The organism is Nocardia sp. NPDC006630 (assembly GCF_040611495.1).
Lineage (GTDB): Bacteria > Actinomycetota > Actinomycetes > Mycobacteriales > Mycobacteriaceae > Nocardia.
This window is the reverse complement of record NZ_JBEXOK010000001.1, coordinates 123,627-150,098: the sequence shown is the minus strand read 5'-3', so window position 1 is coordinate 150,098 and position 26,472 is coordinate 123,627. Positions and strand designations below refer to the sequence as shown.

The window sequence follows — 26,472 nt, the reverse complement described above, 5'->3', positions numbered from 1 at the left end:
CGGTGACTCGGCGCGCGGCTTACCATCGCTGTGTGACGCTCACCGACGACAGCGGCAGCCGCGATCGGCAGCGGTCGAAGAAGGCGCAGAGCCAACGGGCGACCCGCGGGCGCGCACCGCGACTGTCCTACGAGGACTGGGTCGACGGCGCGCTGGCAATGCTCGCTCGTGAAGGCGTCGGCGCCCTCCGAATCTCGCGGCTCTGTGAGGAACTCGGCGTCACCAAGGGCAGCTTCTACTGGCACTTCGACGATATCGACCAACTTCGCGAAGCCATGGCCGATCGCTGGAGCGCCGTGCAGAGTGAGACCATCCGCGCACTCGGCGCCGTCGATTCGATTCCGGTCGAAAGCCGAATAGAGAATATGACGGCCATCCTGGTCGATGCCCGAACCTGGGCCGTCGAAGCGTCCGTCCGGGAATGGGCCCGCAGCGACGCCAAGGTGGCCGCCGCAGTCACCGCCCTCGAACGCCGAATCCTGGAGATCGTCAACAAAACCATGATCGATCTCGGCTTCGACGCCGCGCAAGCCCGCATCCGCGCCGGCGCAATGGTCTACCTCGGCATCGGCCTCATCCACGGCCGCGACACCCTGCCCACCCCCACCCCGGCGGAAGCCAAAGCCGTCATCGAACTACTCACCAGGCCCTGACGGCAATCCGACTGGGGCAGTAGAGCATCCAACACGGGGAGTTCCCGCCCGGGGTGACCGGGCGGGAACGTCGTATTGCCGGTGCCTACTTGGCGACGGCCGGGTTGAACGGCTGATTGATCGTCGTGAAGTACTGTGCGGCAGCGAGAATCGCCACCGGGGCGGTGATCAGGAGCTGGCCGGCGAGGGTGCCGAGGAAGCCGACGACGCTCATGCCGACGATGCAGCCGACTGCCGCGCCGCCCAGGGCGCCGAACATGGCGGTGAGGATTCCGGTGATGGTGGCGAGTGTGATCGCGCCGATGACGCAGCCGATCGCGGCGCCGCCGATGCCGCCTACCAGGGTGCCTATGGTGGCGCCGGTACCCGTGGTGCTGGTCATGCGATTCCAGGCGGCCTGTTCACGTTCGTACTCGTTCTTCCAGGGGGCCTTGTCCTCGAAGGGGAGGGCGACCGGCTGGTAGACGGCGTGGGCGGGATCGAACTGGGGGGTGAGCGTCGCTACGCGGTCGTGGATCTCGGCGGCGATCGGGTAGACGAATTCGTCTACGCGGAAGTGCAATTCGGTGCCGGCGATGGTGGCGCCGTTGGCCGCCTTGATCTTGAATACGTCGTCTTCCACGACCAGGGAGCCCGCGTCGGTCCGGATGACGGTGTTCGTCTCGGAAGTGGTTGCGGCGTAGTTGATCGCAGTGGTGTCGGCGGCGGGGGCCGCCTGCACGGTTCCAGCGGTGATGCCAAGCGCGCTTGACATGAAGACGACGGAAGCAGCGACCTTGTTGATCTTCATCAGGGGGTGAATCCTTGTGTCAGTGCAGGTCAGGTTCTGCACGAGTGAGCCGATCCCGACCGCCGGGACCGGCAAGAGGGTGTGAAGAACTGGCGGCACGGCCAGAAGGCCGTGTCGCGCAGTGGAATTCGACTCTTTTAGGCGGTCGCGCGGCGGCGGGCTGCCAGCCCTGCCAGCACATCCACGAACAGGAATCCGAGCAGCGGAATCCCGATCATGGGCGCGAACCAGCCCACTGTCGCGGCTGCCACCGCGAAGGGAACCAGGACGATCAGCGGCGTCTGCCGCAGTGCACCGCGGCGCGGGGCGCGGCCCAGCGCCACCTTGCCCGCCTCCTTGGTCGGACGGCGCCGCCACCACATGAGATAGCCGCGCACCACCACGGTGAGCAGACCGACCATGATCGCCAGCAGCAGTAGCTGATTGAGCAGTCCGAACATCAGACCCATATGGAACTGGATGCCCCAGTTGGTCAGCTTCGCCATGAGCGGCCAGTCCGAATACCGCAGCGTGTCGGTGACCACGCCCGTACTACCGTTCACCGCAATCGAATCCGTGGTCAGCACACCCGGGCGGCGCAATTCCTTCGCGACGAAGGCGGTGCCGTCCGCGGCCGGAATGCTGATCTCCAGCGGACCTTCCAGACCATTGGCGCGAGCCACCGCGAAAACGGTGTCGACCAGGGCGGCCTTATTCGCCGTCGGTGCGGCGGCGGTCATGCCGCCACCCATGTGATCGGCATGCTCGCCGCCCATGGGCATGGCCGGACCGGTGGACCCGGGCAGCGTCGCGCTGACCGCGGGCGTCGTCCAGCTCATTTCCGAGCGCAGCTTGTCGACGTGGTCACCGGCGTACTTCGACCAGGTCATACCGGTCACCGACAGCAGGAGCAGCACCGGCAGGATCCACATGCCCACGACCGCATGCCAATTCAGCGTGCGGGCGCGGGGCCGCGAGCGATCCGGCCGCACCAGCCAGCCCGCGGAACGGCGTTCCCGCCGGGCTCGCACCCGCCGGAACCACAGCACCAGACCGGCCAGCGCGATCAGCCACAACCACGATGCGGCGATCTCGCTGTAGTAGCGCCCGAAATCCCCGAGGTGCAGATCCCGGTGCAGCTCATCGATCCAGGTGCGGGTGGGCAGCGCGCCCGAACTGCCGTACACGACACTGTCGCCGAGCGGCTGCGCGGTGACCGGATCGATGAATACGGCGCGACGCTGCGAATCACCCAGCGTCGGATCGCTGAAGATGATCCGGGTGGTCTCGCCGGTGCCCTGTGCCGGAGCGACCGCGATCAGCGGCAGATCCTGGCCCAGCGCGGCCGTACCCGCGGCGATCTGCTGCGACAGCGGTTTCGCCGGACCGGTCGAATCGGTGTGCAGCAGATGGCTGTCGGTGAACGACTCCAGGGTGGGAGCCACCGCATAGAGCGCACCGGTTACCGCGGCAATGAGGATGAACGGTGCGACGAATACACCGGCATAGAAATGCAGTCGCAGCAGCAAGGCCTGAAAGGCATTGGCGGCACTGCGTTTAGTTGTCGACTCCTTTGTCGGGGGCGATTCCGAATTCCGGGCAGGATTAATAGGCGGTGCCGCGTCTGCGGCACCGCTCTCAGTGATAGTCACCGGCGGTCTTTCTGATGTTCGAGGAAAACCCGGGTACGCCGAATACGGCGAACTCACACAGACGCGCATGTCCGTGCTGGGTAAGGGAAGAAATCAGACTCGAACGAAAGCGGGTGGACCACGGGTCCGGAAGGCGTCGGCCGCGAGAATGCGCAGCACGACTCGATCGCGATGGGCGATCGGCAGTGCCGGTGGTCCGGAGAGCACCGGAAGTGTGATGAGAACGGGCGTGGCCCAGGCCAATACAGTGCCGGCGATGCGATACGCGGCTTCCGCGCCCAGAATGACCACCGCGGCCACACAGGCCGCGGTGAAGTGCGCGGCCAGCATGGCCGGGCTCCACATCGACGCATGGTGATGGTGGTGGCCGGCGCTACCGGGCGAACCCCACATCATGCTGAAGTGCCCGAGCAGCTGACCGCCGATCAGGGCGACCACCAGCCCGAGCCAGGTGGTGCGCAGCGCGCCGATACCGGCGACCAGCGCACCCACGGCGGCGGAGGCCGCGACCAGCAGCGTCAGGGCGCTGGACTCCAGCGGTGCGGCCCCGGAAACCCAGCCGTGCACCGCGACCGCGAGCGCCCCGGAAAGCGAACCGGCCGATCCACCGCGCAATAACGCAGCGTCGCTGCGTATATGCGCCGTGGACCGGCCGGACTCGAAACTCACGTGCTGATAATAACCGAGAATGCGCCGCCGATTTTCCGGCCTCGCACTCGCGTAACGATGCGGCGGAATTACTCGGTGGGAACAGCCATTTCGATGAGCGGCTTGCGCAGCAGCTTGCCCGTGGCATTGCGCGGCAGCTCATCGAGGAAGATGACCTCGCGCGGCACCTTGTAGCGCGCCAGGTTCTCCTTCACGTAATCCTTGATCTCCTGCACATCGCGCTTGGAGTCCGGGCCCGGAACGACGATGGCGCGCAGGCGCTTTCCGAAGTCGCGGTCCTCGACGCCGACCACGGCGGCCTCCAGCACGTCGTGCCGGTTGGAGAGCAGGTTCTCGACCTCCTGCGGGAAGACGTTCTCGCCGCCGGAGATGATCATGTCGTCATCGCGGCCGTCGATGAACAGCAGTCCGTCGGTGTCGAAGTGGCCGACATCGCCACTGGACATCAGGCCGTCCACGTACTCCTTGGTGCGGCCGTCGGTGTACTGCTTGAACGAGTGGCTGTTCTCGATGAAGATCGTGCCGGTCACGTTCGGCGCGGTAATGCGCTTGCGGTTCTCGTCGTAGAGCGCGATGCGAATGCCGACCGGGGCCTTGCCCGCGGTGGTCGGCGCCTTGCGCAGCTCGGACGGGATGGCGACGGTCATGATCGCGCACTCGGTCGAGCCGTAGACGTTGTAGAGGCTGTCGCCGAAGTAGTCGAGGGTGCGGGTCACCACGTCCGGCGGAATGGCGCTGCCGGCGGCGAAGATCACCCGCAGGGTTTCGCTCGGCTGGTACTTGGCGAGGGTCTCCGCGGGCAGATCGAGCAGGCGCTGCAGCATGGTGGGTACCACGACCAGGCCCTGCGCCCGGTACTTCTGGATGTTCGCGAGGGTCTGCTCCGGATCGAAGCGGCGCTGCTGGAACACAACTCGGTTGCCCAGCGCGATCGACAGCGTGAACTGGGACAGGCCGGTGGCGTGGAAGATCGGCGCGGCCATGACCACGGTGCTGTTGCGCGGCAACGGGATTCGATCCAGGAACTGCGCGGTGATGAAGGGGCTGACCTTATCGCGGGGCGCGCCCTTCGGGGTGCCGGTGGTACCGCTGGTCAGAATCACCATGCCGCCCGGCTTCTCCGGCGGAGTCAGGGATGCGGTGGACTGCCCGACCGAGACCGACTCGATGGTCGGGATCGACGGGTCGGCATCGTCCTTCTCGTCCACCCAGGTGAGGATGCGCGGGATCTCGGCCGGAATGGCGCTCATGAGGTCGAAGAACTCGCTGTCGTGCAGCACCGCCTTGACCTTCTCGCGCGCCGCCACATCGGTGAACTGCGGCTTGGCGAAACCGGTGTTCATCAGCACCGCGCGCACGCCGAGCTTGCCGGCGGCCACGAGGGCGAGCACCATGCCGCGGTGGTCGCGGGCCAGTACGCCGATCACATCGCCCGGGCCCAGGCCCTGCGCCGCGAGACCGCGCGCGAAGGCGGAGGACTGCTGATCGAGCTGCTCGAAGGTCATCTCGCCGCGCTCATCGACAATGGCGGAGGACTTCGGATTGGTATTGGCCGCATGCACGACCGCGCCCGCGAACGGGCCGAACTTCAGCACATTGATCGCTGAGCGCACCGCTTGATCGGGTCGCAGCGGATTGAAAAGTCCCCCTCGCAACATGGCGTTGACGCTGAGCGCCGTATCACCAGCCTTGCGAAAAACCGTGCCTGCCGACGGAAGGGCTAATGACATGGGTACAACCTTCCGCGATCCCCTGCCGTGACGAGCGGCGATCGGACCGCAACCTCGAGATCCAGTGCAAACCCAACCCTACCAAGCAGTAACACGCGGGTGTGGCCGAGGTCTCTGGTACCGGCGGTATCGCATAAACTGCCCAGGTCGTGGTGGGGACAACACGATTGCCCTCGTGTCGCTGCGGACTGTCCGCACACCAGAACGCCCCCGCTCCGCACAGGCGGAGCGGGGGCGAGAGGTGGGGTTTCGGGCAGGAGTCCGCCGCCCGGCGAGCGCGGTCAGGGGTTGGCCGGCGCTTCGTATTCCACGAGGACGCGGCGGAGGAGTTTGCCGGTGGCATTGCGGGGGAGGTCGTCGAGGAAGATGACGTCGCGGGGGACCTTGTAGCGGGCGAGATTGTTTTTGACGTAGGCCTTGATCTCGTCCGGATCGGGCTTCTCGCCGGGTTCGGGAACGACGAAGGCGCGCAAGCGTTTTCCGAACTCGACATCCGGGACGCCGACCACCGCCGCGTCGAAGATGTCGGGGCGCTCCAGCAAGAGGTTCTCGACCTCCTGCGGGAAGACGTTCTCACCGCCGGAGACGATCATGTCGTCATCACGGCCGTCGACGAAAAGCAGTCCGCGATCATCGAAGTGGCCGACATCGCCGCTGGACATATAGCCGTCGATGATCTGCTTGTGCCGCCCGTCGGTGTAACCCTTGAACGGCGATCCGGAGCGGATGAAGATGCGCCCGGTGACGTTCTTGGCGCGGATCCGCATGCCGTCCTCGTCGAAAAGCACCACCTCACACGTGGTGGGGGAGCGGCCCGCGGTGCCCGGTGCGATGGCCAGATCCTCCGGCCGCGCCACCGTCGCGACCGCGCATTCGGTGGAGCCGTACAGGTTGTAGAGGACGGGGCCGAACACTTCGGCGGTACGCACGCTCAGCTCGGGTGAGAGCGCCGACCCCGCGACCACGATCGCCTTCAGCGATGAGATCTCGTACTTGTCGCGAACGGCCGGATCCAGTTCCACCATGCGGTGCAGCATGGTCGGCACCGCCACCAGCATGTCGGCCTGATGGTCGGCGATCAGGCGCAGCGTCCGCTCGGCGTCGAAGCGCCGCGCGAGCACCACCTTGTTGCCGAGTCCGGTGCCCACCAGCCAGGTCGCGAGACCCGTGCTGTGGAAGATGGGCGAGACGATGACCATGGTGCCCTGGCTCGGGAAGTCGATGCGGTCGACCACCTGCACGGTGGCCAGCGGTGAGGTCTTGTCGCGCGGCGCGCCCTTGGGCAGGCCGGTGGTTCCACTGGTGAGAATGACAACGCCGCCCGGCTTCTTCGGCGTCGGCAGCGGCGCCTTCGCATTGGCGGCGATCAGCGCGTCGAGAGTTGTTGCGCCGTCCGGCAATTGCGTGCCCTCGTCCACCCAGCTGAGCACGCGGGGCAGATCGGCGGGCAGCGCGTCGAGCAGTCCGAGGAATTCGCTGTCGTGCAGCACGACCTTCACGTTCTCGCGCTCACACACCTGCGCGAACTGCGGTTTGGCGAAGCCGGTGTTCATCAGCGCCACGCGGGCGCCGAGCTTGCCGGCCGCCACCATGGACAGCAGCAGGCCGCGATGATCGCGGGCGAGCAGGCCGATCACGGTGCCCGGGCTGACGCCCAGCCGCTGCAGGCCGCGGGCCACCGCATTGGAGGCCTCGTCGAGCTCCCGGTAGGTCATCTCACCGCGCTCATCCGCCAGCGCCGGGCGCTCGGGCCAGACCCGCGCGGCATGGCGGACGGCGGTGGCGGGCGGTCCGAACACCTGTGATTCGCGGGCGGTGCGCAGCGTCTCCATCGGTTTGCGAGGATCGGTGATGCCCTTGTCCCGCAATGATTTCAGAGCCCTGACGGCCTCGAGGGTGTGTGCTACACGCTGCTGCGCCGAATAGAGAACCGAGGCCATGCCAGCCACCTCCGAAAGAACGTGCGGCCCACCACCCGAACTGGGGCGGGTAGGCGTCACGGTAGCAGCGGGGTGTGATGGCTGTTACACAAATTCGGTCAGAACGGTCAGTTGCCGGTTGTATGCAGTCTTTACATCCGGGTCATACGCCGTACATCCGGATCGATGAGGCTGCGGTGTCTGCATTTCCAACCGTGATGAGGTGTCCCGTGTCCTTGCTCGCTGTTCTTCCCCAGTTGCTCCTGTCTTTCACGCACCTGCTCAGCGGTAGCGCGTAATCAGAAGGTCTTCACCTTCCGGCCATGTGCCGTACACCCGGGTCGATGAGGCTGCGGTGTCCCACTTTCCAGCCTGATGAGGTATTCCCGTGGAGTTGCTCGCCGTCGTCGCCCAGATCTTCAGCACTTTCCTGTCCGCGCTCAGCGGTAGCGCTGCCTGAGCAGACCTGGACAGCAGCGGCCCGCCGGTAGTCACCGGCGGGCCGTTGTCGTTCAATTCGCGGCGGTGTCCACGCCGGTGCTGAGACCGAGGTGCGCGGTGGCATCCAGATCCGCGGCGACCGCGGCGAGCTTGCCGCGAATCGCTGCCACCGCATCCGGGCCCAGTGCCAGCCGCAGGGGCGGATTCGCCTGGCCGACAGTCGCTATGACCGCGGCGGCGGCCTTGGCGGGATCACCCTCCTGCTGCTGATCGGAGGCGGGCAGACCGTCCCGCACCGCGCCGACCGTCTCGGCGTAGTCCGCGAGACCGGTGCTGATACGCAGTGCGGCCGGGTTGGCGAAGCCGGTGCGGAAGTTACCGGGTTCGACGATCAGCACCTGGATTCCGAGCGGCGCCACCTCGGCGGCCAGGGCCTCACTGGCCAATTCCAGCGCACCCTTGGCGGCGCTGTACATGCCGACGCCGGGGAAGGACAGGAAGCCGCCCATGCTGGTGACCTGGACGATCGCGCCGGCCCGGCGCTCGCGCAGCTGCGGCAGCACCAGCTGGGTCAGGCGCAGCGGGCCGTAGAACATGACCTCCATGGCATCGCGCAGGTCCGACTCGCTGACCTCCTCGATGGCGCCCACAATTCCGTACCCGGCATTGTTGACCAGCACATCGATCCGTCCGGCCTCCTTCACCGCGCGTTCGGCGGCGGCCGCATCGCGCACGTCCAGGGTGACAACCTGCACCCGATCCGGGTGCGCGGCAACAACTTCCGCCATGGACTCCGGCCGTCGCACGGCGGCGATCACCTCGTCACCGGCATCGAGCACGGCCTGCGTGAAGGCCGCACCGAAACCGCTGTTGGCTCCGGTGATCAGCCAGCGGCGCGGGGCGTTCTCTGCACTCATGGTCGATCCTTCTTCTGCTGTGCCCGGGCGGTGTGCCCGGGGCCGATAACAAGAATGCCGGGTGCGCATCCGACCCGGTATTCCCCAAAGGTGGAATAGTTGGAGCTGTGACAGACGCACTGACCAACCCGCGGCGCAGCCCACGTGCGCTGCCAGAGGGAGAAGCGCTGTCGGCGGAGGACCACCGGCGTCTCATCGGCGTCCTGGAGTCGGTGGATCACGCGGTCGATCTGCCCGAGTTCCGAGAGCGGCTGCTGCACGCACTGCAGAACTGGTTCGGATTCACCGGAGTTGCAGTGCTGCACGGCAATACACTCGCCGCGGCCATGCTCGAAGGCTGCGGGGTGCAGAGTGGGTATACGCCGGAGTTCATGGCGGAGTACAACGCGCGCTGGATGGACCGGGATCCGCTGCGCAGCCCGCGGGCCGCGGAGATCATCCTGGCCCGGGGGGTGGCGCGACTCGACGATATCGAACCCGATTCCCCGTTCGTCTCGGAGTTTCTGCGGCGCACCGGTATCAATGACAAGGCTGTCATGGTGGTGGACGGTGGTTCCGCCGGACTGCTGTTCGTCGGCATGGCGGTGGTCGACGCTGCTCGGGTCCCCGATCGTGATCTGGCGGTCCTGCACGCGCTGCGCAGACATCTCGCGCCGCTGGTGATCGAGCAGCTCGAACGCGATCGCGACCGGCGTGCCGCACATGCGAATTGGCAACTGACACCACGGGAATGGGAAGTCGCCGACCTCGCCGCGCAGGGTCTCACCAATCGTCAGATCGCCGAGCGGCTCTTCATCGGCGTCGACACCGTCAAGAAGCATCTGACCCGGGTGCTGGCGGAAACCTCGTGCGCCAGCCGCACTCAGCTCGCGGTCCGGTTCGCCGCGGCCTGATCGGTTCTGCCGCCTGATCAGTTCTGCGGCACCGGCTGCTCGATCGCGGGGGTTGCGACGGGCATGCGGCGGGGGAGCAGTAGGGGAGTGGCCAGCATCAGTACTCCGGCGAGCAGGACGGTCTCGCGCGCGCCGATGACGGCCGCGAGCACCCCGCACAGGGCGGTCAGCGCCGCGATGGTCGCGCTGCTGGTGATCGACCACGCCGCGAGGGTGCGCGCCATCCTGTCGCTCTCGGTCTGTTCCATGCGGTAGGCCACGTACACCGGATTGAACACGCCCATGCAGGCGACCAGGCCGAACTGGATCGCCATGACGAGCACGAGTCCGGTTGTGCCCGAATGGACAAAGGCCAATCCGACGGACCAGCACGCACGCAGGGTGCCGCCGACCAGCAGGACCCGCCGCTGCCCGAAACGGGTGACGAACCGCCGCGCCAGCCGCGCGCCGAGCAGACCGCCGAGGCAGGGTGCGCCGAAGGCGAGTCCGTATTGGAACGGCGTGAAGCCGAGCTGCCCGAGCATGAGGACGGCCATGAGCGGTGCGGTCGCCATGATCAGGCCGCCGACCAGAATCGAATTGAAGAAGAGCGGCCGCAGGGTGGGGTGGGCCAGGATATAGCGCCAGCCCTCGGCCAGATCGGTGAGGCGCAGCCGCGGCGCGGTGCCACCGGACGGATGCGCCTCGGAACCGCCGATTGCGCGAATGCCCAAGGCGGACAACACAAAACTGACCCCATTGGTCAGCACGGTCGTCATCGGCCCGAACATCCCGATCGCCAGTCCGCCCAGCGGCGGCGCGAGCATGGTGACGGTCCACGTCGTCGCCTCGAACCGGCTGCTGGCGATGAGCAGATCCTCCTGCGGCACCAGCGATTTCAGATACGCGCCGGACGCCGCCTTGAAAGCGATATCGGACGCGGCGACCGCGATCGCCACCACCAGCAGCTGCGCATAGGTCAACCAGCCGAGCGCGAAGGCCACCGGAATGCTCAGTACCGCCGCGAACCGCACCAAATCCATGGCGATCATCACCGGCCGCTTCCGCCGGAACTCCACCCACGGCCCCAGCGGTATCGCCACCAGCGCGCCCACCGCCAGCCCGGCAGCAGCCAGCACGGACACCTCGGTCGGTCCGGTATGCAGCACGATGATCGCGATCAAGGAGAACGCGTCGAAGGCGAACCAGGTCCCCAGCGTGCTGACCGCATAAGCGCCCCACAGCAATTCGAACTGCCGCCCCAGCGACCGTGTCCCCGCCATATCCCGCCTCTCGCCCGAACCTCGCATTGGACCTAGCGATCAAAGCGTGCCGGGAGCCTGGAATCAAACAACAGATCTGTTGCGGTGCACAACGACTAGTTGTATCGCTGATATCGATCGGTGTGTCGTCGGCGAGCCGGGGGTTGAGCAATTCGAGCATGTCGGCGAGTCCTACTGTGACGTCGGTGCCGAAGTTGTTGTGCGCAGTTGGATCACAGATGGCCCGGTGTCACTGTGCCGCTGGCGAGGCTCTGTTCCGGCCGACTGACTGTGCCAGGGTCGCCGTCGGTGTGATGCGGTGTCCTCGGCCAGGAGGGGAGCCATACCGTCCCGGGCAGCGGGGTCAGGCTCGCGCAGTGGTTGATGACTGCCCGGAGTCCCGGGTGTGGATTCGTGCTGAGGAAGATCAGTGAGAGCGGGTACGCGAGGGTCGGATTCACGATCGGAATACGCCGCAGGTCGTGGTTCGTCGGCCAGATGTAGCGGTCGCGCGCACCTACGAGGGTTGCCACGTCGTCGGATTCCGCGAGGATATCGAGCAGTACCTCGTTACCGAAGTGCGGGCCCGCGGCGTCGACCCGCAGGCCGAAGTCGGTGGTGAGTTGATCGTAGAACTCCGCCCATTCACTTCGCGGCGCGATGCCGGGCACCCAGATCCGATGTTTGCGCAGCTGGGACGGTGTCAATGTGCGTGCGGCGGCGAGTGGATGCCTCGGTCCGACGAGGAGTTCCAGCGCGGAGTCGAACGCGTGGATCATGCGGACCTCGCGAGGCAGCGCGGCCGGATCGGTGATCGTGCGGAACGAGGCGTCGATATCGCCGGCCTGAATGGCGGCGACCACCGCGCGCGGGTCGTTGACCCGGAGGGTGACCACATCGAGGTCGGTATCGGGATGCGACCGCCAATAATCGTGCAGCACAACGGCCTGTGCGGAGCGCAGGCCGAGAACGTCGATCCGAAGCGCCCGCGAGCCCGGCTTGATCGCGGCGACGGCGCGATCGACCCCGGTGACGATGCTCCGGGCGTGCGGGAGGAAGGCTTGGCCGTCGAGTGTCAGCTCGACCCCGCGAGCGGTGCGGGTGAACAATCGGACCTCGAGTTCGCGCTCGAGTGCGGCGATCCGCTTCGACACGGCCTGCTGTGTCACGCCGAGCTCATCGGCCGCGTGCTGCAGCTGTCCCAGTTCGGCTGCGCGGACGAACGACCGCACCGCTTCGGTATCCATCTATCGAACGTAGCCGTGTCCAACTGATGGTTGTGATGCGAGGGGCCTTCTGGTGGTCAGCGCCAGGCCGCGACCGTTCTCGATAGGATCGGGTGTGCCCAGTGGCGCAGGCTTTGTCAGTGCTGTGTGGTGTGGAGTGGGGCTGTTCGGCCCAGTTCGGGGCAGGGTGTCAGCGGGGGGTGATTTGTACGCGGTTGTCGTGGAAGACGGCGCCGCCGCCGAAGTCGGAATCGCGTTCGGGGATGGTGGCATTGACGGTGGCGCCGCCGGAGAGTTTGGCCCAGCGGCCCTTGGGGGTGGCGGCTACGCCGGGGCGGACGCGGTCGGAGAGTTCGGCGATGGCTTCGAAGGAGCCGCGGGGGTTGGAGACGGTGACGGGGGTGCCGTCGGTGATGCCGCGGGTGGCGGCGTCGTCGGGGTGCAGGGTGATGGTGGGATCTCCTGCGCGGCGGAGCAATTCGGGGTTGTTCGCGAAGGTGGTGTTGAGGAAGTAGTGGGAGGCGGCGGAAATCAGGACCAGGCCGTCGCCGGGGTCGGCGGGTGGGGTGTAGGCGGGGAGCGGGTCGTGGCCTGCCATTTCGGCTCGGGGGGAGACGAATTGCAGTTTGCCGGCGGGGACGGGGCGGGGGGCGACCTTGAGGAATCCCTCGGTGCGCAGGCGGTCGAGGTCGTGGCCCTTCAGCAGCTGGCGCGCCAATTCCTCATCGGAGTCGTAGAGTGCGGGCTCGGTCAGGCCCATCTGCTGCGCCAGGCGGCGAAAAGTCTCTGTGGTGGAGAGGCATTCGCCCGGCGGCGGCACCGCCGGTTCGTTCCAGACCAGGTAGAGGTTGCCGTAGGCGGCGAGTACATCGAGGTGTTCGGGCTGCATGGTGGCGGGCAGGACGATATCCGCGTAGTCGACGGTATCGGTCGGGAAGTGTTCCAGGACAACGGTGAACAGATCCTCGCGTTCCAGTCCTCGAATCACCTTGCGCTGCTCCGGATTGGACCCGACCGGATTGGCGGCGATTACGAAAAGCGCCTTGACCGGCGGGTCGTCCACCTCCAGTAGGGCCTCGCCGAGCCGGGTCATGGACAGCGTGCGCACCGGATGGGGCAGCAGGTCGAATCGCATCAACTCGGGCAGATTCAGATCGAAGTGCCCGCTCGTCGAATAGTGCAGTCCGCCACCGGGAATCGCCCAATCGCCGGTGATTCCGGGCAGGCAGGCCAGGGCGCGCAGGGCCATACCGCCGCCGGCGTGCCGCTGCATACCCTGTGAGGCGCGGATGGCGGTGGGCCGGGTGCGGGCAATGCGTTCGCCCAGCGCCACGATGCGATCGACCGGCAGGCCGGTGATCTCGGCGACCCGCTCCGGCGTGAATTCCGCTATGCGATCACGGAATTTGTCCCAGCCCTCGGTGTGTTCGGCAATGAATTCGTCATCCTGCGCACCCATCGACACGATGATGTGCATGAGTCCGAGCGCCAGCGCCGCATCCGTACCGGGCAGGGGCGCGAGATGCTCATCGCATCGCTCGGCGGTACGCGTCCGCACCGGATCGATGGCGACGGTGTACGCATCACTGTCCTGGATGAACTTCCATCCGTGATGGCCCGAGGTCAGCGGATTCGTTCCCCACAGCAGAATCAATTTCGACTCGGTGAAGTCCTCCGGATCCATCCCGCCCGAGGTGCCCAGCGTGTACTTCAGACCCACGGTGCCCGCTATCGAGCAGATCGTCGGATCGTGCAGCGACGCCCCGAGCGCATTGAAGAACCGCCGCCCGGAGAACCCCTCCAGCCCCTGGATGTACCCCAGGCTCCCGGTCCCGTGGAACGGCCAGATCGCCTCGCCGCCGAACTCCTCGGTGATCCCGGTCAGCCGCGCGGCGATCTCCGTGAGCGCCTCGTCCCAGCTGATCCGCTCGAACCGCCCCTCGCCCTTCTTACCCACCCGCCGCATCGGATGCATGATCCGTTCATCGGATTTCAGCTGCTCGAGGTACCGATTCACCTTCACGCAGAGCGCCCCGCGCGTAATCGGATGCGCCTTGTTCCCCCGCAGTCCCACCGCGACGCCGTCCTCGACGTCCACCACCCAGGAGCAGCCGTCCGGGCAATCCAGCGGGCACGCACCGAGCACCTTCATGCCTTGATCGTAAGCCGCGCCCTCGCCCGGCAGCAGCGCCGAGCGGCACATGGTGGCCGGGCCCACGCGGTGCGCGCCGCGGCCGGATGCCGTTGCCGAACTCTCGGATCAACCGCGCGGGCTCGGGTCAACCGCGCAGGCTGCCCAAGCGCGCGCCGAGCCTCTCCGGTCAGCCGTGCAGACCGCCCAGGAGATTTGACCCCTCGGATCAGCCGAGCAGGCCGCCGAGCAGACCCGGACTCTGGCCGGCTTCCTGGCCGCCGCCGCTACCGCCGATGAAGCCGCCGGGGGGCTGCTCCGAAGGCTGCACGATGACGAAGCCGCGGCCGGAGAAGGAGAGGGTCAGGCCCTCGCCGGTGCTGCGGCCGATGAGGCGGCTGAAGCCGAAGGAGTCATTGCGTTTGATGCCGGTCTGCAGGCTGGAGGACCAGGCCACGGCGGCCTGCGGGTCGGCGTAGGTGGGCTGGTCGACATTCAGGACGACGGGTGAGCCGTGCGTGGTGATGGCAATGCGGCCGCGGCCGGTGAAAACGCAGTTGAAGAGTCCGGCATTGCTTGCGAAACCGGCTGCGCCCTGGACCATTTTGATGTTGTAGGTCAGCGACGGGTCGAAGGCGAGCACATTCGCGCCGTTGATGGTGAGACCGTCGGTGCCGTCCAGATCGACGGTGTGCACATCGGCCGCGCCATTGGCCAGGAACAGATCTCCGCGCCCGGTGACCTTCATCAGCGGCACGCCCTCACCGGTCAGCCGCTGCTGGATGGCCCGTCCGATGCCGCCGGAACCGAGCGCCTTGAACTGCAGATCACCCTGGTAGGCGACCATCGACCCGGCCCGCGCCAGCACCTCGCCATTGACGGCGACCTTGATCATCTTGCCGCCCTGCTTCTGAATCCCGACGCCATTGACCTCGGCATGAACAGGATCGAACAGTTCACTCTGCATGGGCTGGACTCCTTGCGGGAATGCGGGGGCGGCCGGCGCGGAGTACGCGGGCGGCGAATACGACGGGGGCTGCGAATACTGCTGCTGCGCTGCGGGATTGACCTGTCCTGGCGCTCCGGGCGGCGGCGCGAATTGGCCGGGCGGCGGGACGGACCCCGGCGGCGGGGCGTACTGCCCAGGGGGAGGGGCATATTGGCCCGGCTGCCCGGGTTGCGGCGGAGGGGGCGCGTATTGGCCGGGCTGCGGTGGAGCTTGGCCGGGCGGCGGCGCGTATTGGCCTGGTGCGGCAGCCTGCCCAGGCGGCGGCGCGAACGCCGGAGCCGAATTCGGGGCGAGCGGTGGCGGCACGCTTGCGGCCGGTTCCTCGGGTTCGTCGTCGATATTCACGCCGAACGCGGAGGCGATTCCGGCCAGCCCATCGTCGTAGCCCTGGCCGACGGCGCGGACCTTCCAGCCGTCGCCGCGCCGGTAGATCTCCACGCACACCACGGCGGTCTCGGTGCTCAACCCGCTCATCGGGAAAGTCAGTGCGCCCGAATCGGATCCGATGGTCGCCGTCAGCGTGCCGACACCGGCGAAAGTGGGCGGACCGCTGCCGTCCAGGCTCGCGGTCACGACCACCTTGTCCACATCGCGGGGCAGCGCACCGGTCTGGACATCGACCACATCGCCCGCGCCGCGCCCGTGCACATAGGTGACTCCGGGCGCGACGGGCTGATTGAAGAAGACGAAGTCGGCGTCCGAGCGCACCCGCCCGTCGGCCCCCAGCAGCAGCGCCGAGACATCCACCGACGCCGAGCTGGTGACCGTCACCGTCAATCGTTGCGCGGGCGCCGGCCGATTCTCGCCCCGGGCAAGCGTACTCACGACAGCCCGCCCCCCACTGACATCAGATTCACGTCCTCGAGTCTGCCGCGCCGGCGGCGGCTGCGCTAGACCGGGCTTGCCTCGGATTCACTCGACAGCTCCGGTTCCGGCTCCGCAGGCGGTGTGGGTGCGGACTTCGGCACGAAGGACCAGGCGAGACAGACCGCGCCGAAGAGCAGGTACCCCAGCGCGACCTTCGGTGCGGCCGCCCAGCCCACCTCGGGGGCGTGGATGAGGCCGATGAAGGCGAGCGCCGCACCTGCGGCGGAGGCCACGGCCGCTGCGCGGAAACGCTTTTCGAGAATGAACGTCACCATGGTGCCGAGGACGAGACCCGCCAGCACCGCGCCGTCGCCGAAGGTGCGCAGACCGCTGTACACGACACCGGCCTGGTCGAGCGCGCCCATGCCGACCTTGTCGGCGGTGGTGCCCGCCGCGCTCAGCGCATTGTCGATCTGGCCGACGGCCCACTGCGCCAGATTCGGCAGAATCGCCGCGACCACGGCGACCGCGTGCAGGCGCGGCACCGCCTGGAAGGCCTGCGCGCCGATGAGCAATCCGATATACAGCAGGATCGGCACAATGGCCGGAATGGGCAGAATCGTGGCGAGCACCCCGAAAAGCCCCAGCAGGCACATCAATCCGATGACCGCACCGCTGGCCAGCGAGTAACCGGTGCGCCCGCCCGCATCCTTCCAGCCGGGGTGGCCGATATACACGGCCGGCGGGAACGGCGAGCCGAATCCGGAGCCGATGATGGCGCCGAAACCATCGGCCAGCAGCACGCTCCGCAGGTTGTAATTGTCACCCGCGGCGGCGGCGCTCTCCACATTGCTCATGGCTTCGGTGAAGTTGTAGACGCCCAGCGGTATTGCGGTGGCGAGCAGCGGGCCGAGATGGCTGAGTCCGTCGAACAGCAGGTGCAGGCGCAGATCCGGCAGCCCCAGCGCGATATCGTGCACGGCCTTGGACACATCCGGCACCGACATATAGCCGCCGATCCAGCCGATCGCCGTGCCCACCAGCAGTGCCATCAGGCCGATCGGCACATTGCCCGGCAGTTTCACATCGGTGAAGAAGCCGATCAGGATGATGGCGAGCACCGGCAGCCCGATCCACGCGGCCTCCCACATCTGCCCGGCCGGGCGCATGGCGATGAAGGTGATGGAGATACCCGCGAGGGTGCCGAGCATGGCGGCGCGCGGTGTGATCTTCCGAATGAACGGGCCCACGAACGCGCCGATCATGACAATGACACCGATCATGAACGCCCAGGCCAGACCTGCCGACCAGGCGCGCATCGGATCATTGGTCTTCAGATAGATCGGCAGCATGACCACGAACACCACGATGAACATGTGCGGCACACTGGGCCCGTACGGCAGCGCCGTCACCGTGTCCCGGCCTTCGCGGCGCGCCAGGCGCCGGGCCAGCAGCATGTAGTACAGATTGCCCAGCACCAGGGCGACGCCGAGCGCGGGCAGGACGGTGCCGAGTACATCGCTGCTCGGAATTTTGACTACCGCGATGGACAGCGTGGTGAGGGTCAGGACGTTGACGAGGATATTGAACGCGAGACCGAAGAAGGCATTGGTATCGCCGCGCGTCCACCACGGCAGCGAAAGTGGTGCGGCGGAACTGGTTTCGTCGGGGAGCTTGGTATCGACGGACATCGGATTTCCTGTTCGCTAAACCGGGGTGTGCGCGGGAGCGCGGGTGATCGGGGGAGCGGCCGCCAGTGCGTCGATGACCGCCGGGGAATCGGCGACCCAGCCGAAGATGCCGCCCTGGGCCGCGATCATCTCCAGTCCGACGCGCTGGAATTCCGGGAAATAGGAACCGACACAATCGGATACGACGAGGCATTCATAGCCGCGGTCATTGGCCTCACGCACCGTGGTGTGCACGCACACCTCGGTGGTGACGCCCGTGACCAGCAGTGAGGCGATCGATTTCTGCGCCAGCACCTGGGCCAGCTCGGTGGCGTAGAACGCGCCCTTGCCGGGTTTGTCGATCACCACCTCACCGGGCAGTGGCGCGAGTTCGTCGATGATGTCGTGCCCGTACTCGCCGCGCACCAGCAGGCGCCCGTACTTGCCGGGATCGCCGATGCGCTGAGAAGGGCTGCCCCGCAAGAGCTTTGCCGGCGGGCAGTCGGAGAGGTCGGGGAGGTGTCCTTCACGGGTGTGGATCACCGGCAGCCCGGCCGCGCGGGCCGCGGCCATGAGATGTGCCAGGGGTTCGATCACCTTGCGCAGCTGCGCGACGTCATTGCCGAGGCTTTCGCCGAAGCCGCCCGGTAGGAGGAAGTCCCGCTGCATATCGATGACGACCAGTGCGGTGGTGCCCGGGTCGAAGGAGAATTCTGTCGGTTGCGCCGGAATATGTTGAACTGCCGTCATCTTCGATCTTTCTGTGCGAGCCGGATATCCGAATGCGCCACCTGCTGGCGCGGCTCGTCGAGGATTCGGGCGGCCGCCGCCAGTACCGTGTCATCGGCCAGCGCGGGTCCGAAGACCATGGCCGAGAGCGGGCGTCCGTCCGAGGTGGTGCCCACGGGCACCGCAATCGCGGTGAGGTCCAGCAGGTTTCCGAAGTGGGTGTAGTGCCCCAGCACGGTGTTCGTCCGAATGGGATCGGCCTGCACCTGCGCGACCGTGAACGTGGTGCCTATGGTCGGAACCACCATCACGTCGAAGTCGGCCCACATACGCGCCACCACGGCCTTGAGCTCCTGTAGTCGCTGCTGCGCGCGGAACACATCGACCGCGGTGAATCGGAAACCGCCGGTGAGGATCTCCCGGATCACCGGCAGTATGGAATCGGGATGCTCGGCCAGGAAGGTTTCGAACTCCACCAGGCGTTCGGCGACCCAGGGGCCCTGGTACAGCAGCTCGCCGGCATCCAGGAACGGCCGGAGTGTGGTTGGCACACAGTCGAATCCGAGTCGGGCCAGTCGGTCCCGCACGCCTAGATGCGCGGCGTGGAAGATCTCGTCGCCGAAGAAATCCAGCTCCGGCTCGGCGGGCAGGCCCACCCGCAGGCGCCCGCCCGCGAAGTGGGAACCGCGCGCGCGGCTCCAGGGATCGCCGGGATCCACGCCCGCGATCACCTCGAATACCCGGTCCAGATCCTCGACCGTGGTGGCCATCAGCGTCAGGCAGTCCAGCGATTTGCACGCCGGCACCAGGCCGACCGTGCTGATCAAGCCGCGCGAGGGCTTCCAGCCGACAATTCCGTTGAGCGCGGCCGGAACTCGGCCCGAGCCGGCGGTATCGGTGGCGACGCAGAACGGCACCTCGCCGAGCGCCACCGCCTTCGCCGATCCGGAGCTGGATCCGCCGGAGATCAGATCGCCGCCGAACACACTCCGCGGCACCGGGTACGGCGTGCGGGTTCCGTTCAGTCCGGTCGCGAACTGATCGAGATTCGTCTTGCCGGCGAAGAGCGCGCCCGCGTCCAGCAGGCGCTGCACCGCGGGCGCGGTTTCCGTTGCGACATAGGCGAAGTCCGGGCAGGCGAGGGTGGTCGGCCACCCCGCCACATCGATACTGTCCTTCACCCCGAACGGGACGCCGTAGAGCGGCAGCATGCGCGCGCCCGGCCGCCGCTCGATCTCCGCCGCGGCCGCCAGCAGTTGTTCGCGCGGCACCGGGGTGATCCAGGTGCCGTCGTCCCCGCGCGCCGCAATGGCATCGGCGACCCGCGCCGCAGTGTGCGCCGGTGAGCCGCTACCACTTTCGTGTGATGCGAGAATCTCCGCGACCGTGGGCCCTGGGTTCAGCATCTGTCGATTGTCGACAGAATGTGTGAACCCGAGAGTGCCGCAATGTATCCAGTGTGTTAGCGGGTGTCGAGATCCAGATAGGTCAGCTCGCCGTGCCGCCGGAGCGCATCCTGGGCGAGCTCCGCGTCATTGCGCTCCAGTGCCTCGAGGAGTTCGGCATGACGCCTGATGCCGTTGTGCCGCTGCGCTATCTGCGCCTCCGCACGGAGATTGCGGGCCATCGGCAGCTGTAGCTTCAGCAGGATCGGCTCGTAGGCCACATCCAGCTGCCGGTTTCCGGCCAGCGCCACGATCTCCGCGTGGAAGCGCCGATGGGCATTGTCGCGCTCGAACAGATCGTCCGCGGCATCGGCCACCCGCATCTCCTCGAGCGCCGTGCGCACCGCCCGCAGCGGATCGCGTTCCATCACCAGTGGAAACGCGCTTTCGATCGCGTGCCGCTCCAGCACCCGGCGCAATTCGAACAGTTGCAGGATGTCGGTATCCGACCACACCGCGACCCGAAATCCCCTGCGCGGCAGGTGCTCGATCAGCCCCTCCTGCGCCAGTAGTCGCAGCGCCTCCCGCACCGGCGCCCGGCTCGTGCCCAGCCGGGCGCACAGCGCCTCCTCGCCGATCCGGCCCCCGGGTTCGAACCCGCCACTCAACACCTCGGCCCGTACATGCCGCGTAGCCATCTCCACCAGGCTCAGCGGCAGCACCGCCCCATCCATCCGCGACATCATGAGTCGAGTGTACGAATCCGATGATCACGCGCGCCCCGTGTGGCGGGGCGGTGCTATCGCACTCCTATCGGGCCGGGCGGGGTTTCATCGCCTGACCTGATCCCAAAGGCGCAGGTAGACCTCGGCGCCGTGGAATACGTCGGTCATGATTTCCGGGCCGCCGAGGACGCGGACCGCTTCGAGCCAGTCGGCGTAGGTGCCGTAGGTCGCGGTGCCGTCGGTAGTGATATCGAAGGTGCGCTGGCCCCAGGATTCCCGGTCGAAGGTGACCGCACCGTCGTGGGAGGTGAAGGGGTAGTGCACGACCCCCGGGCCCACCGGGGCGCCCTGGCCAGCCAATCCGTTCATGTCTGAGCCGAAGCCGAAGCCGAAATCGGCTGTGGGGCGTTGCATTACGCGGGCATCACGCCAGGCTTGCACGAATTCCGACGGCGCGCCCGCGTAGGGGGTGACGAAACCGCCTGCGGCATAGACCCGTTGGGTGGTGCGGCCCGAGTCCCAGCCGTGCGAGGACAGTACGCCGGGGTAGTGGCGCTGCTCGATGATGGACATGACTCCGTCGGCGGTGGCCTCGCTCATGTGATCGATCTCGATGAGGAACTTGTCGTCGATCATCTTGTTGATCAGGTACTTGCCCAGATCGGTCAGACCGCGTGCGTTGCACTGGTTTCCGGCCGGGTACAGCGGTAGCAGAGCGCCGCCGAGCAGCGGGCCGGTGACCTTGCTGAGGAACTGGTTGATATTGCCGGCTATCGGCACCGAAGGCTGGGTGCTGTCGTGTTCGGCGCCGGGGCAGGGCTGCACATTCCAGAAGGTGCCGGTCTGGATGAAATTGCCCGCGTTCACCAGCAGGCCTGTGAGGTCGTGGTCCATCTTGGTGCCGCCGAAGGCATTGTCGAATTTGTGGACGGGAAAGAAGCTGCTGACGCCGAGGCTGCGGAGTTCGACCAGCCAGTGGTCGACATCGGCCGTGGTGCACTTCGGCTGGCCCAGGAATACGCCGCAGCCCATGGGATCCGAGAGTTCCATGCCGAGCACCACGGCGAGTTTGCCCGACGCCGCGACTGCGCGCGCTTCGGCGGGATCGGTGACGATGCGGAAGAAGCCCTGCCCGGGGCCACCGGCCTGGGCATCGACGTAATCCTGAAGCGCATGCATATCCGCGGCTTCGGTGCGCACGGAAGTCATGTCATTGCAAGGGTTTCGGCGGTCGGTCATCATGGCGCACAGCGACTCGTTGTCGACCAGGTCGACGGTCATCACGCGGAGCCCGGCCTTCCAGGCGCGCTCGATGCCGGTCCAGTAGGTGCCTTCGGTGGTGACCATGGACGGCTTCGGCCAGTCGTGAAAGCTGGGCCAGCCTTTGGTATCTGATGGGTGGGAGGGTTCGCCGTAGTCCAGGAAATTGGCGACCAGACCGTTTGTGCCGGTTCGGTACTGCGCGCAGTCGGGCAGCGCGTAGGTCACGCCGTACGGGTGCCACGGGCGGCCGCAGTGGAAGTCGCCGCCCATGAATTCATAGGCGGAGACGTGGACATGGGCGTCGATGGTGCCCACGATCGAACCGTCCGCGCCGACGCTCGGGCCCGGGGTGCCGGTGGCGCCGACCTGCGCCTCCGGGAAGTCCGCGCAACCGGTGTCCTGGACGAAAGTGGCGGGGGTGCTTGTTTTGGTCGCGCTGTTGGTGAGGGTGAATCCGCCTGCGCCGGAACCGTCGACGGTCCAGACCGCATTGGGCGACGGGCTCTGTGCGGGGTGGATCGATCCTGCCGAACCGTCGAGCACTTCGCCCTTGCGGCCGTAGAGCAGGTATTGGCCGAGGGCTGTCGCGTGCATCCGGTACGGTCCCGACGCCGGGACCAGTGGCCCTGCCGGGGTGTCGATCCGGTAGCAGCCATTGACCAGCGAATACCGGGTTTGCCCGGGATCCGAAGGCGGATCGGCGGCGGCGAGCCCGGCACCGGGCCCGGCCAGTCCTGCGACCAGCACGGTGGTGGTGGCGAGTACTGATAGGTACTTCACACGTGTCTCCTGAGCGGGAGATGTTGAAGCACAAGGCTTCTCACTCTGAATTAGTTCCATTTCACATTTAGGGCAAGCGTGACCCGCATCGTCGGTCGGCCGGATGCGGGTCGTCGATGCGCACCCTCACCGTAAAATACTATGGAACATAGTTTTTCGTGGCCGATTCTCAGACCATGCTCAACCACGCCAGTACTGCGCTCAGTCCGACCGCCACTGCCGATGCGGCAGGCGCCAGCAACATCGTCGCGAAAACCAGCATTGCCGCCGTGCGCCGCGACGTTGTACGCGAATCAGGCGTGGCCGACAGGCATTCCAGCCGCATCGCCAGAGACTCGTCGATCAATCCCAGGGGCGCCGCCGGTGTGGTCGCCGCGTGCGCCGCGACGGTGTGCAGCGCCGCGGAGAGGGCCTGCGGATCGGTCGCGTCCGCGGCCACGCGGTCGGCGGCGAACTCGACCAGGGTGGCCAATGCCGCAGGCGCCGCGGCAAACAGCGGGATCCACGGAAAAGCGCGGGCGAGGATCTGGCCGACGCCGACGATATGGTGATGGAACCTGCGTAAATGCGCATGTTCATGGGCGAGCACCGCACGCCACTGCACATCGGTCAGGCAGTGTGCGAGCCCATCGGTGACCACCACATACCCGCCCCGCCCGGCAACGCTGTAGGCCAGCGGAACCGGATGCTCGAGCCACACCAGCTTCGAGCCGGAGGGATCGACCCGACCTAATACCTCGACCAACTCGTTGTGCCGGCGACGCAGATTCGCCCCCCGCCCCCGGTGCCCGACCGCGATCCGAGCCAGCTGCCCCGTAGGAACGGTGAAACCCAGCGCCGCCACCGGCATGATCAAACTCGCCGTCCAGGTGACGATTACCGGCTCGATCGCACCCAGGCAGCCCAGCACACTGCACGCGAAGAATTCCCCCGGCGGATCGCCAGGCCACACCAGCGCGACCAGCACCAGCGCACCACACCCGATCATTGCGGCCACGGCCCCCAGCCACGCCCCCATCCCGACCCCCGGCGCGGCACTGAAATCGATGCGCCGCAATGCCACCGGCGCGGCCACCGCCAACGCGAGCGCCGCCGCCAGCAGTGCGGTGATCAGAATCAAGGCCGCAGCCCCTCGCCCGAAAGCCCCTCCCGCAGCGCCTCAACCTCATGCGCGCTGGCAGTCCGCGCCAGATGCAGCAGCACCGCGGGAGCATCGGGGCTGGCGTCGAGGATCTCCCGCAGCAGATCGGTAGTCGCCTCGGCGCGAGTACGACTGGGCCGATACCGATAAGACCGCCCCACCTTCTCCCGCCGAACCCAGTCCTTCTCCCACAAATGCGTCAACACCGTCAACACCGTCGTGTAAGCCGGGACCCGCCGATCATCACTGAGCCGATCAACCACATCATGCACCGACAGCGCATCCACCTCGCCCCACAGCACCCCCATCACCTGACTCTCCAGCGCCCCAAGCCCCTTCATCTTCGCCCTCACCCCATCCGTCATCGATCCCACGACATCGCCGACCCAACGCCGCGCCCCCAATTTACTATCGCCCATAGTTTTTCGACGCGAAACGCATGGTCGCATCGGGCCGAGCGGAGAAGTCGCCGTGAGCGCTAGATGCGCATGCGGTTCGGCGTCAGGTGTCTCAGTGCGATTGTTCGGGGAGTAGGCGGCGATTGAATCCAGCGTCCACCAGGCGCTCGTAAGCCTCCCGGACCCTGTCGGGCACGTCCTGCTCGATGGCCCAGCCCTTGGCCGGGTAGACCCAGAGTCGCTGGGTGTCACCGACAAGCATGTTCATCACACGATCTACGTCACCGATCCCAGCGACGTAATCGTCCAGAGCAAGCGGGAGCGATCCGCAGCTGACATCGACCTCCGGCCAGCGCTTCCGGCAAATAGCGAAACTGCGACGCTGCTGGTAGGGGCGAGAAATCAGCATTACAGACTTGGTCGAGCCGAGGTAGCCCAGCTCCTCGAGCAGGTCTCGAGTGAAGTCGATGTTCTCGCCCGTATTCGTAGCCCTGGGCTCGATCAGGATGGCGTCGTCCGGCACTCCACGTTCGATAGCGTGCTCCCGGAAATGCACCGCCTCGCCGCGCGGAAACCGATCTACCGTGGTGGGTGCGTTCGCGCCGGTGAACACAATGAGCGGGAAGATCCCAGCGTGAAAGAGATCCACCGCGTAGGTTGCTACTCCGATGTCATGCCCTCCGAGCCCGATACCGACATCGACTGGTCGCGGCTCGTGATGCATCTGGTTGAAGTCCCAGAGGGTTTCGACATCTGAGCGGTACTCCGCGGGCAAAGCTGTTGTCGGCACAGGCGTTTCCCTATCCCCGCCGGAATGTCAGGAAGGCCCCTCGATCACCCGCAGACAGCGCGAGGAATTCCCAGCCCTCTCGAACGGCCTGGTCGATCGCGGCGGCGATTTGAGGCGCTTCAGTCGCTCCGGACTTTCTCGTGAAGAATTCGACCCAGACCACCCGATGCTCCATGAACCGACACAGTACGTGGAGGGGCCTGCGGCCTGAGGGGCTGTCACATCGGATCGGTTGCGCTTGCGAAACGAGAAAACCGGTGTGGTCCAGGAGTGGACCGACACCGGTTTTTCGTTGGGGCGCTTGTTACTTCAGCTTGTCGCTGCTCAGGTTGAGGACGCGGCGGGCGACGATTAGTTGCTGGATTTGCTGGGTGCCTTCGAAGATGTCGAGGATCTTGGAGTCGCGGCTCCACTTTTCCAGGAGGGTGCGCTGGGAGTAGCCGGTGGCGCCTGCCAGTTCGACGGCCTTGAGGGTGACATCCGTGCCCATGCGGCCGGCCTTGGCCTTGGACATGGAGGCCTCGAGGGAGTTGGGCTTCTTGTTGTCGGCCATCCAGGCTGCGCGGAGGGAGAGGAGGTAGGCGGATTCGTAATCCGCTTCCATGCGCAGGAATTCGGCTGCGGCGGCGGACTGGTTGTTGGCGGGCTTGTCGTAGTCGATTTCGATGCCGGCTTCGGAGAGGACCTTGCGGAGCTCTTCGAGGGCGGCGCGGCCGACGCCGACGGCCATGGCGGCAACCAGGGGGCGGGTGTTGTCGAACGTCTGCATGACGCCCGCGAAACCCTTCTCCACGTTGACTTCCGGGCTGCCGAGGATGTTGTCGGCGGGGATGCGGCAGTCTTCGAAACGGATCTCGGCGGTATCGGACGCCTTGATGCCGAGCTTGTGCTCGAGGCGGGACACGGTGAGGCCCTTGGCATCCCGCGGCACCACGAACGACTTGATGGCGGCGCGGCCCGCGGTCTTGTCGACCGTCGCCCACACCACGATGTGGGTGGCGCGCGAACCGGCGGTGACGAAGATCTTGGTGCCGTTGAGAACCCACTCGTCACCGTCACGGGTGGCGGTGGTGGTCACCGCGGCCGAGTCGGAGCCGAAGGACGGTTCGGTGATGGCCATGGCGGCCCACACCTTGCCGAAGCGCTGCAGCTGCTCATCGGTGGAGACGGCGGCGATGGCGGCATTGCCGAGACCCTGGTAGGGGATCGACAGCATCAGGCCGGCGTCGCCCCAGCAGGTCTCCAGGGCGTTCAGCAGCGCGGACATATTGCCGCCGTTGGTGTTTCCGAGCAGCTCGGTGGCGTGCACATCGTCTTCGCCCTCGGCCTTACGGCCACCGGTGGCACCGGAGACATCGCCGCCCGAGGCGGACAGGCCCTCGATCATGGCGGCCATGGTGTCCAGCTCGACCGGGTACTCGTGCTCGGCGAGGTCGTACTTGCGGGACACCGGGCGGAAGATCTCCGCGGCGACCTGGTGGGCCTGGTTGGCGCTGGCCCGGAGCTTCTTGGGGAGTTCGAGATTGATCATGAG

Annotated in this window: 21 protein-coding genes; 2 read left to right on the top strand and 19 right to left on the bottom strand. The window is 66.7% G+C overall.

Annotation, left to right across the window (positions count from 1 at the left end; translation table 11 throughout):
• The first annotated feature begins 32 nt into the window (after window positions 1–32).
• Entirely contained in the window at window positions 33–653 is a 621-nt protein-coding gene (locus ABZX86_RS00710) for a TetR/AcrR family transcriptional regulator (protein ID WP_355118661.1), read from the top strand.
• A gap of 85 nt (window positions 654–738) precedes the next feature.
• On the opposite strand, the gene ABZX86_RS00705 is transcribed toward ABZX86_RS00710, so the two are convergent.
• From ABZX86_RS00705 to ABZX86_RS00680, 6 genes are all read right to left on the bottom strand, one after another.
• On the bottom strand, window positions 739–1,443 hold the full coding sequence (locus tag ABZX86_RS00705) for a hypothetical protein (protein ID WP_355118659.1): 705 nt from the start codon (window positions 1,441–1,443) through the stop codon (window positions 739–741).
• Between the two features lie 137 nt (window positions 1,444–1,580).
• The gene (locus tag ABZX86_RS00700) at window positions 1,581–2,951 is read right to left on the bottom strand and encodes a PepSY-associated TM helix domain-containing protein (protein ID WP_355118657.1); all 1,371 of its coding nucleotides are present in this window, start codon (window positions 2,949–2,951) and stop codon (window positions 1,581–1,583) included.
• A gap of 216 nt (window positions 2,952–3,167) precedes the next feature.
• On the bottom strand, window positions 3,168–3,743 hold the full coding sequence (locus tag ABZX86_RS00695; protein WP_355118655.1) for a hypothetical protein: 576 nt from the start codon (window positions 3,741–3,743) through the stop codon (window positions 3,168–3,170).
• 68 nt (window positions 3,744–3,811) lie between these two features.
• A complete protein-coding gene (locus ABZX86_RS00690; protein ID WP_355118653.1) occupies window positions 3,812–5,473 on the bottom strand; it encodes an acyl-CoA synthetase in 1,662 nt (553 codons plus the stop codon).
• A 281-nt stretch (window positions 5,474–5,754) separates the two neighbouring features.
• Entirely contained in the window at window positions 5,755–7,413 is a 1,659-nt protein-coding gene (locus ABZX86_RS00685; protein WP_355118651.1) for an acyl-CoA synthetase, read from the bottom strand.
• A 491-nt stretch (window positions 7,414–7,904) separates the two neighbouring features.
• Window positions 7,905–8,750 (bottom strand): SDR family NAD(P)-dependent oxidoreductase, encoded by an 846-nt coding sequence (locus ABZX86_RS00680; RefSeq protein ID WP_355118649.1) that lies wholly within the window; start codon window positions 8,748–8,750, stop codon window positions 7,905–7,907.
• A 107-nt stretch (window positions 8,751–8,857) separates the two neighbouring features.
• Between ABZX86_RS00680 and ABZX86_RS00675 the strand changes: the two genes are divergently transcribed.
• Window positions 8,858–9,643 (top strand): LuxR C-terminal-related transcriptional regulator, encoded by a 786-nt coding sequence (locus tag ABZX86_RS00675; RefSeq protein ID WP_355118648.1) that lies wholly within the window; start codon window positions 8,858–8,860, stop codon window positions 9,641–9,643.
• Window positions 9,644–9,660: 17 nt separating this feature from the next.
• On the opposite strand, the gene ABZX86_RS00670 is transcribed toward ABZX86_RS00675, so the two are convergent.
• The 13 genes from ABZX86_RS00670 to ABZX86_RS00610 form a co-directional block, all read right to left on the bottom strand.
• Window positions 9,661–10,905: an MFS transporter gene (locus ABZX86_RS00670; protein WP_355118646.1), complete on the bottom strand. Its 1,245-nt coding sequence runs from the start codon at window positions 10,903–10,905 to the stop codon at window positions 9,661–9,663.
• Between the two features lie 212 nt (window positions 10,906–11,117).
• Window positions 11,118–12,131, bottom strand: a complete 1,014-nt coding sequence (locus ABZX86_RS00665; protein WP_355118644.1) for a LysR family transcriptional regulator — start codon at window positions 12,129–12,131, stop codon at window positions 11,118–11,120.
• 169 nt (window positions 12,132–12,300) lie between these two features.
• Window positions 12,301–14,262, bottom strand: coding sequence for a molybdopterin oxidoreductase family protein (locus ABZX86_RS00660; RefSeq protein WP_355118642.1), 1,962 nt, complete (start codon window positions 14,260–14,262; stop codon window positions 12,301–12,303).
• 208 nt (window positions 14,263–14,470) lie between these two features.
• On the bottom strand, window positions 14,471–16,075 hold the full coding sequence (locus tag ABZX86_RS00655; protein WP_355118640.1) for an AIM24 family protein: 1,605 nt from the start codon (window positions 16,073–16,075) through the stop codon (window positions 14,471–14,473).
• Window positions 16,076–16,140: 65 nt separating this feature from the next.
• Entirely contained in the window at window positions 16,141–17,748 is a 1,608-nt protein-coding gene (locus tag ABZX86_RS00650) for a regulator (RefSeq protein WP_355118638.1), read from the bottom strand.
• Between the two features lie 15 nt (window positions 17,749–17,763).
• Window positions 17,764–18,477, bottom strand: a complete 714-nt coding sequence (locus ABZX86_RS00645) for a cysteine hydrolase (protein WP_355118636.1) — start codon at window positions 18,475–18,477, stop codon at window positions 17,764–17,766.
• A complete protein-coding gene (locus ABZX86_RS00640) occupies window positions 18,474–19,862 on the bottom strand; it encodes an allophanate hydrolase (protein ID WP_355118634.1) in 1,389 nt (462 codons plus the stop codon). Before ABZX86_RS00640 ends, ABZX86_RS00645 begins: the two co-directional genes overlap by 4 nt.
• Window positions 19,863–19,918: 56 nt before the next feature.
• Window positions 19,919–20,584, bottom strand: coding sequence for a GntR family transcriptional regulator (locus tag ABZX86_RS00635; RefSeq protein WP_355119769.1), 666 nt, complete (start codon window positions 20,582–20,584; stop codon window positions 19,919–19,921).
• A gap of 87 nt (window positions 20,585–20,671) precedes the next feature.
• A complete protein-coding gene (locus tag ABZX86_RS00630) occupies window positions 20,672–22,609 on the bottom strand; it encodes a peptidase (protein ID WP_355118632.1) in 1,938 nt (645 codons plus the stop codon).
• A gap of 169 nt (window positions 22,610–22,778) precedes the next feature.
• Window positions 22,779–23,729 (bottom strand): M56 family metallopeptidase, encoded by a 951-nt coding sequence (locus ABZX86_RS00625; protein ID WP_355118630.1) that lies wholly within the window; start codon window positions 23,727–23,729, stop codon window positions 22,779–22,781.
• Entirely contained in the window at window positions 23,726–24,091 is a 366-nt protein-coding gene (locus ABZX86_RS00620) for a BlaI/MecI/CopY family transcriptional regulator (RefSeq protein WP_355119768.1), read from the bottom strand. Before ABZX86_RS00620 ends, ABZX86_RS00625 begins: the two co-directional genes overlap by 4 nt.
• A 169-nt stretch (window positions 24,092–24,260) precedes the next feature.
• Window positions 24,261–24,938, bottom strand: a complete 678-nt coding sequence (locus ABZX86_RS00615; protein ID WP_355118628.1) for a YdcF family protein — start codon at window positions 24,936–24,938, stop codon at window positions 24,261–24,263.
• A 304-nt stretch (window positions 24,939–25,242) separates the two neighbouring features.
• The gene (locus ABZX86_RS00610; protein WP_355118626.1) at window positions 25,243–26,469 is read right to left on the bottom strand and encodes an acyl-CoA dehydrogenase family protein; all 1,227 of its coding nucleotides are present in this window, start codon (window positions 26,467–26,469) and stop codon (window positions 25,243–25,245) included.
• Window positions 26,470–26,472: the final 3 nt, after the last annotated feature.

Bases quoted from the DNA above. Each gene is read 5' to 3' on its own strand.
- ABZX86_RS00610 (WP_355118626.1), bottom strand. From the start codon at position 26,469: ATGATCAATCTCGAACTCCCCAAGAAGCTCCGGGCCAGCGCCAACCAG.
- ABZX86_RS00665 (WP_355118644.1), bottom strand. From the start codon at position 12,131: ATGGATACCGAAGCGGTGCGGTCGTTCGTCCGCGCAGCCGAACTGGGA.
- ABZX86_RS00645 (WP_355118636.1), bottom strand. From the start codon at position 18,477: ATGACGGCAGTTCAACATATTCCGGCGCAACCGACAGAATTCTCCTTC.
- ABZX86_RS00690 (WP_355118653.1), bottom strand. From the start codon at position 5,473: ATGTCATTAGCCCTTCCGTCGGCAGGCACGGTTTTTCGCAAGGCTGGT.
- ABZX86_RS00650 (WP_355118638.1), bottom strand. From the start codon at position 17,748: ATGTCCGTCGATACCAAGCTCCCCGACGAAACCAGTTCCGCCGCACCA.
- ABZX86_RS00670 (WP_355118646.1), bottom strand. From the start codon at position 10,905: ATGGCGGGGACACGGTCGCTGGGGCGGCAGTTCGAATTGCTGTGGGGC.
- ABZX86_RS00705 (WP_355118659.1), bottom strand. From the start codon at position 1,443: ATGAAGATCAACAAGGTCGCTGCTTCCGTCGTCTTCATGTCAAGCGCG.
- ABZX86_RS00620 (WP_355119768.1), bottom strand. From the start codon at position 24,091: ATGAAGGGGCTTGGGGCGCTGGAGAGTCAGGTGATGGGGGTGCTGTGG.
- ABZX86_RS00680 (WP_355118649.1), bottom strand. From the start codon at position 8,750: ATGAGTGCAGAGAACGCCCCGCGCCGCTGGCTGATCACCGGAGCCAAC.
- ABZX86_RS00640 (WP_355118634.1), bottom strand. From the start codon at position 19,862: ATGCTGAACCCAGGGCCCACGGTCGCGGAGATTCTCGCATCACACGAA.
- ABZX86_RS00685 (WP_355118651.1), bottom strand. From the start codon at position 7,413: ATGGCCTCGGTTCTCTATTCGGCGCAGCAGCGTGTAGCACACACCCTC.
- ABZX86_RS00660 (WP_355118642.1), bottom strand. From the start codon at position 14,262: ATGAAGGTGCTCGGTGCGTGCCCGCTGGATTGCCCGGACGGCTGCTCC.
- ABZX86_RS00635 (WP_355119769.1), bottom strand. From the start codon at position 20,584: ATGTCGCGGATGGATGGGGCGGTGCTGCCGCTGAGCCTGGTGGAGATG.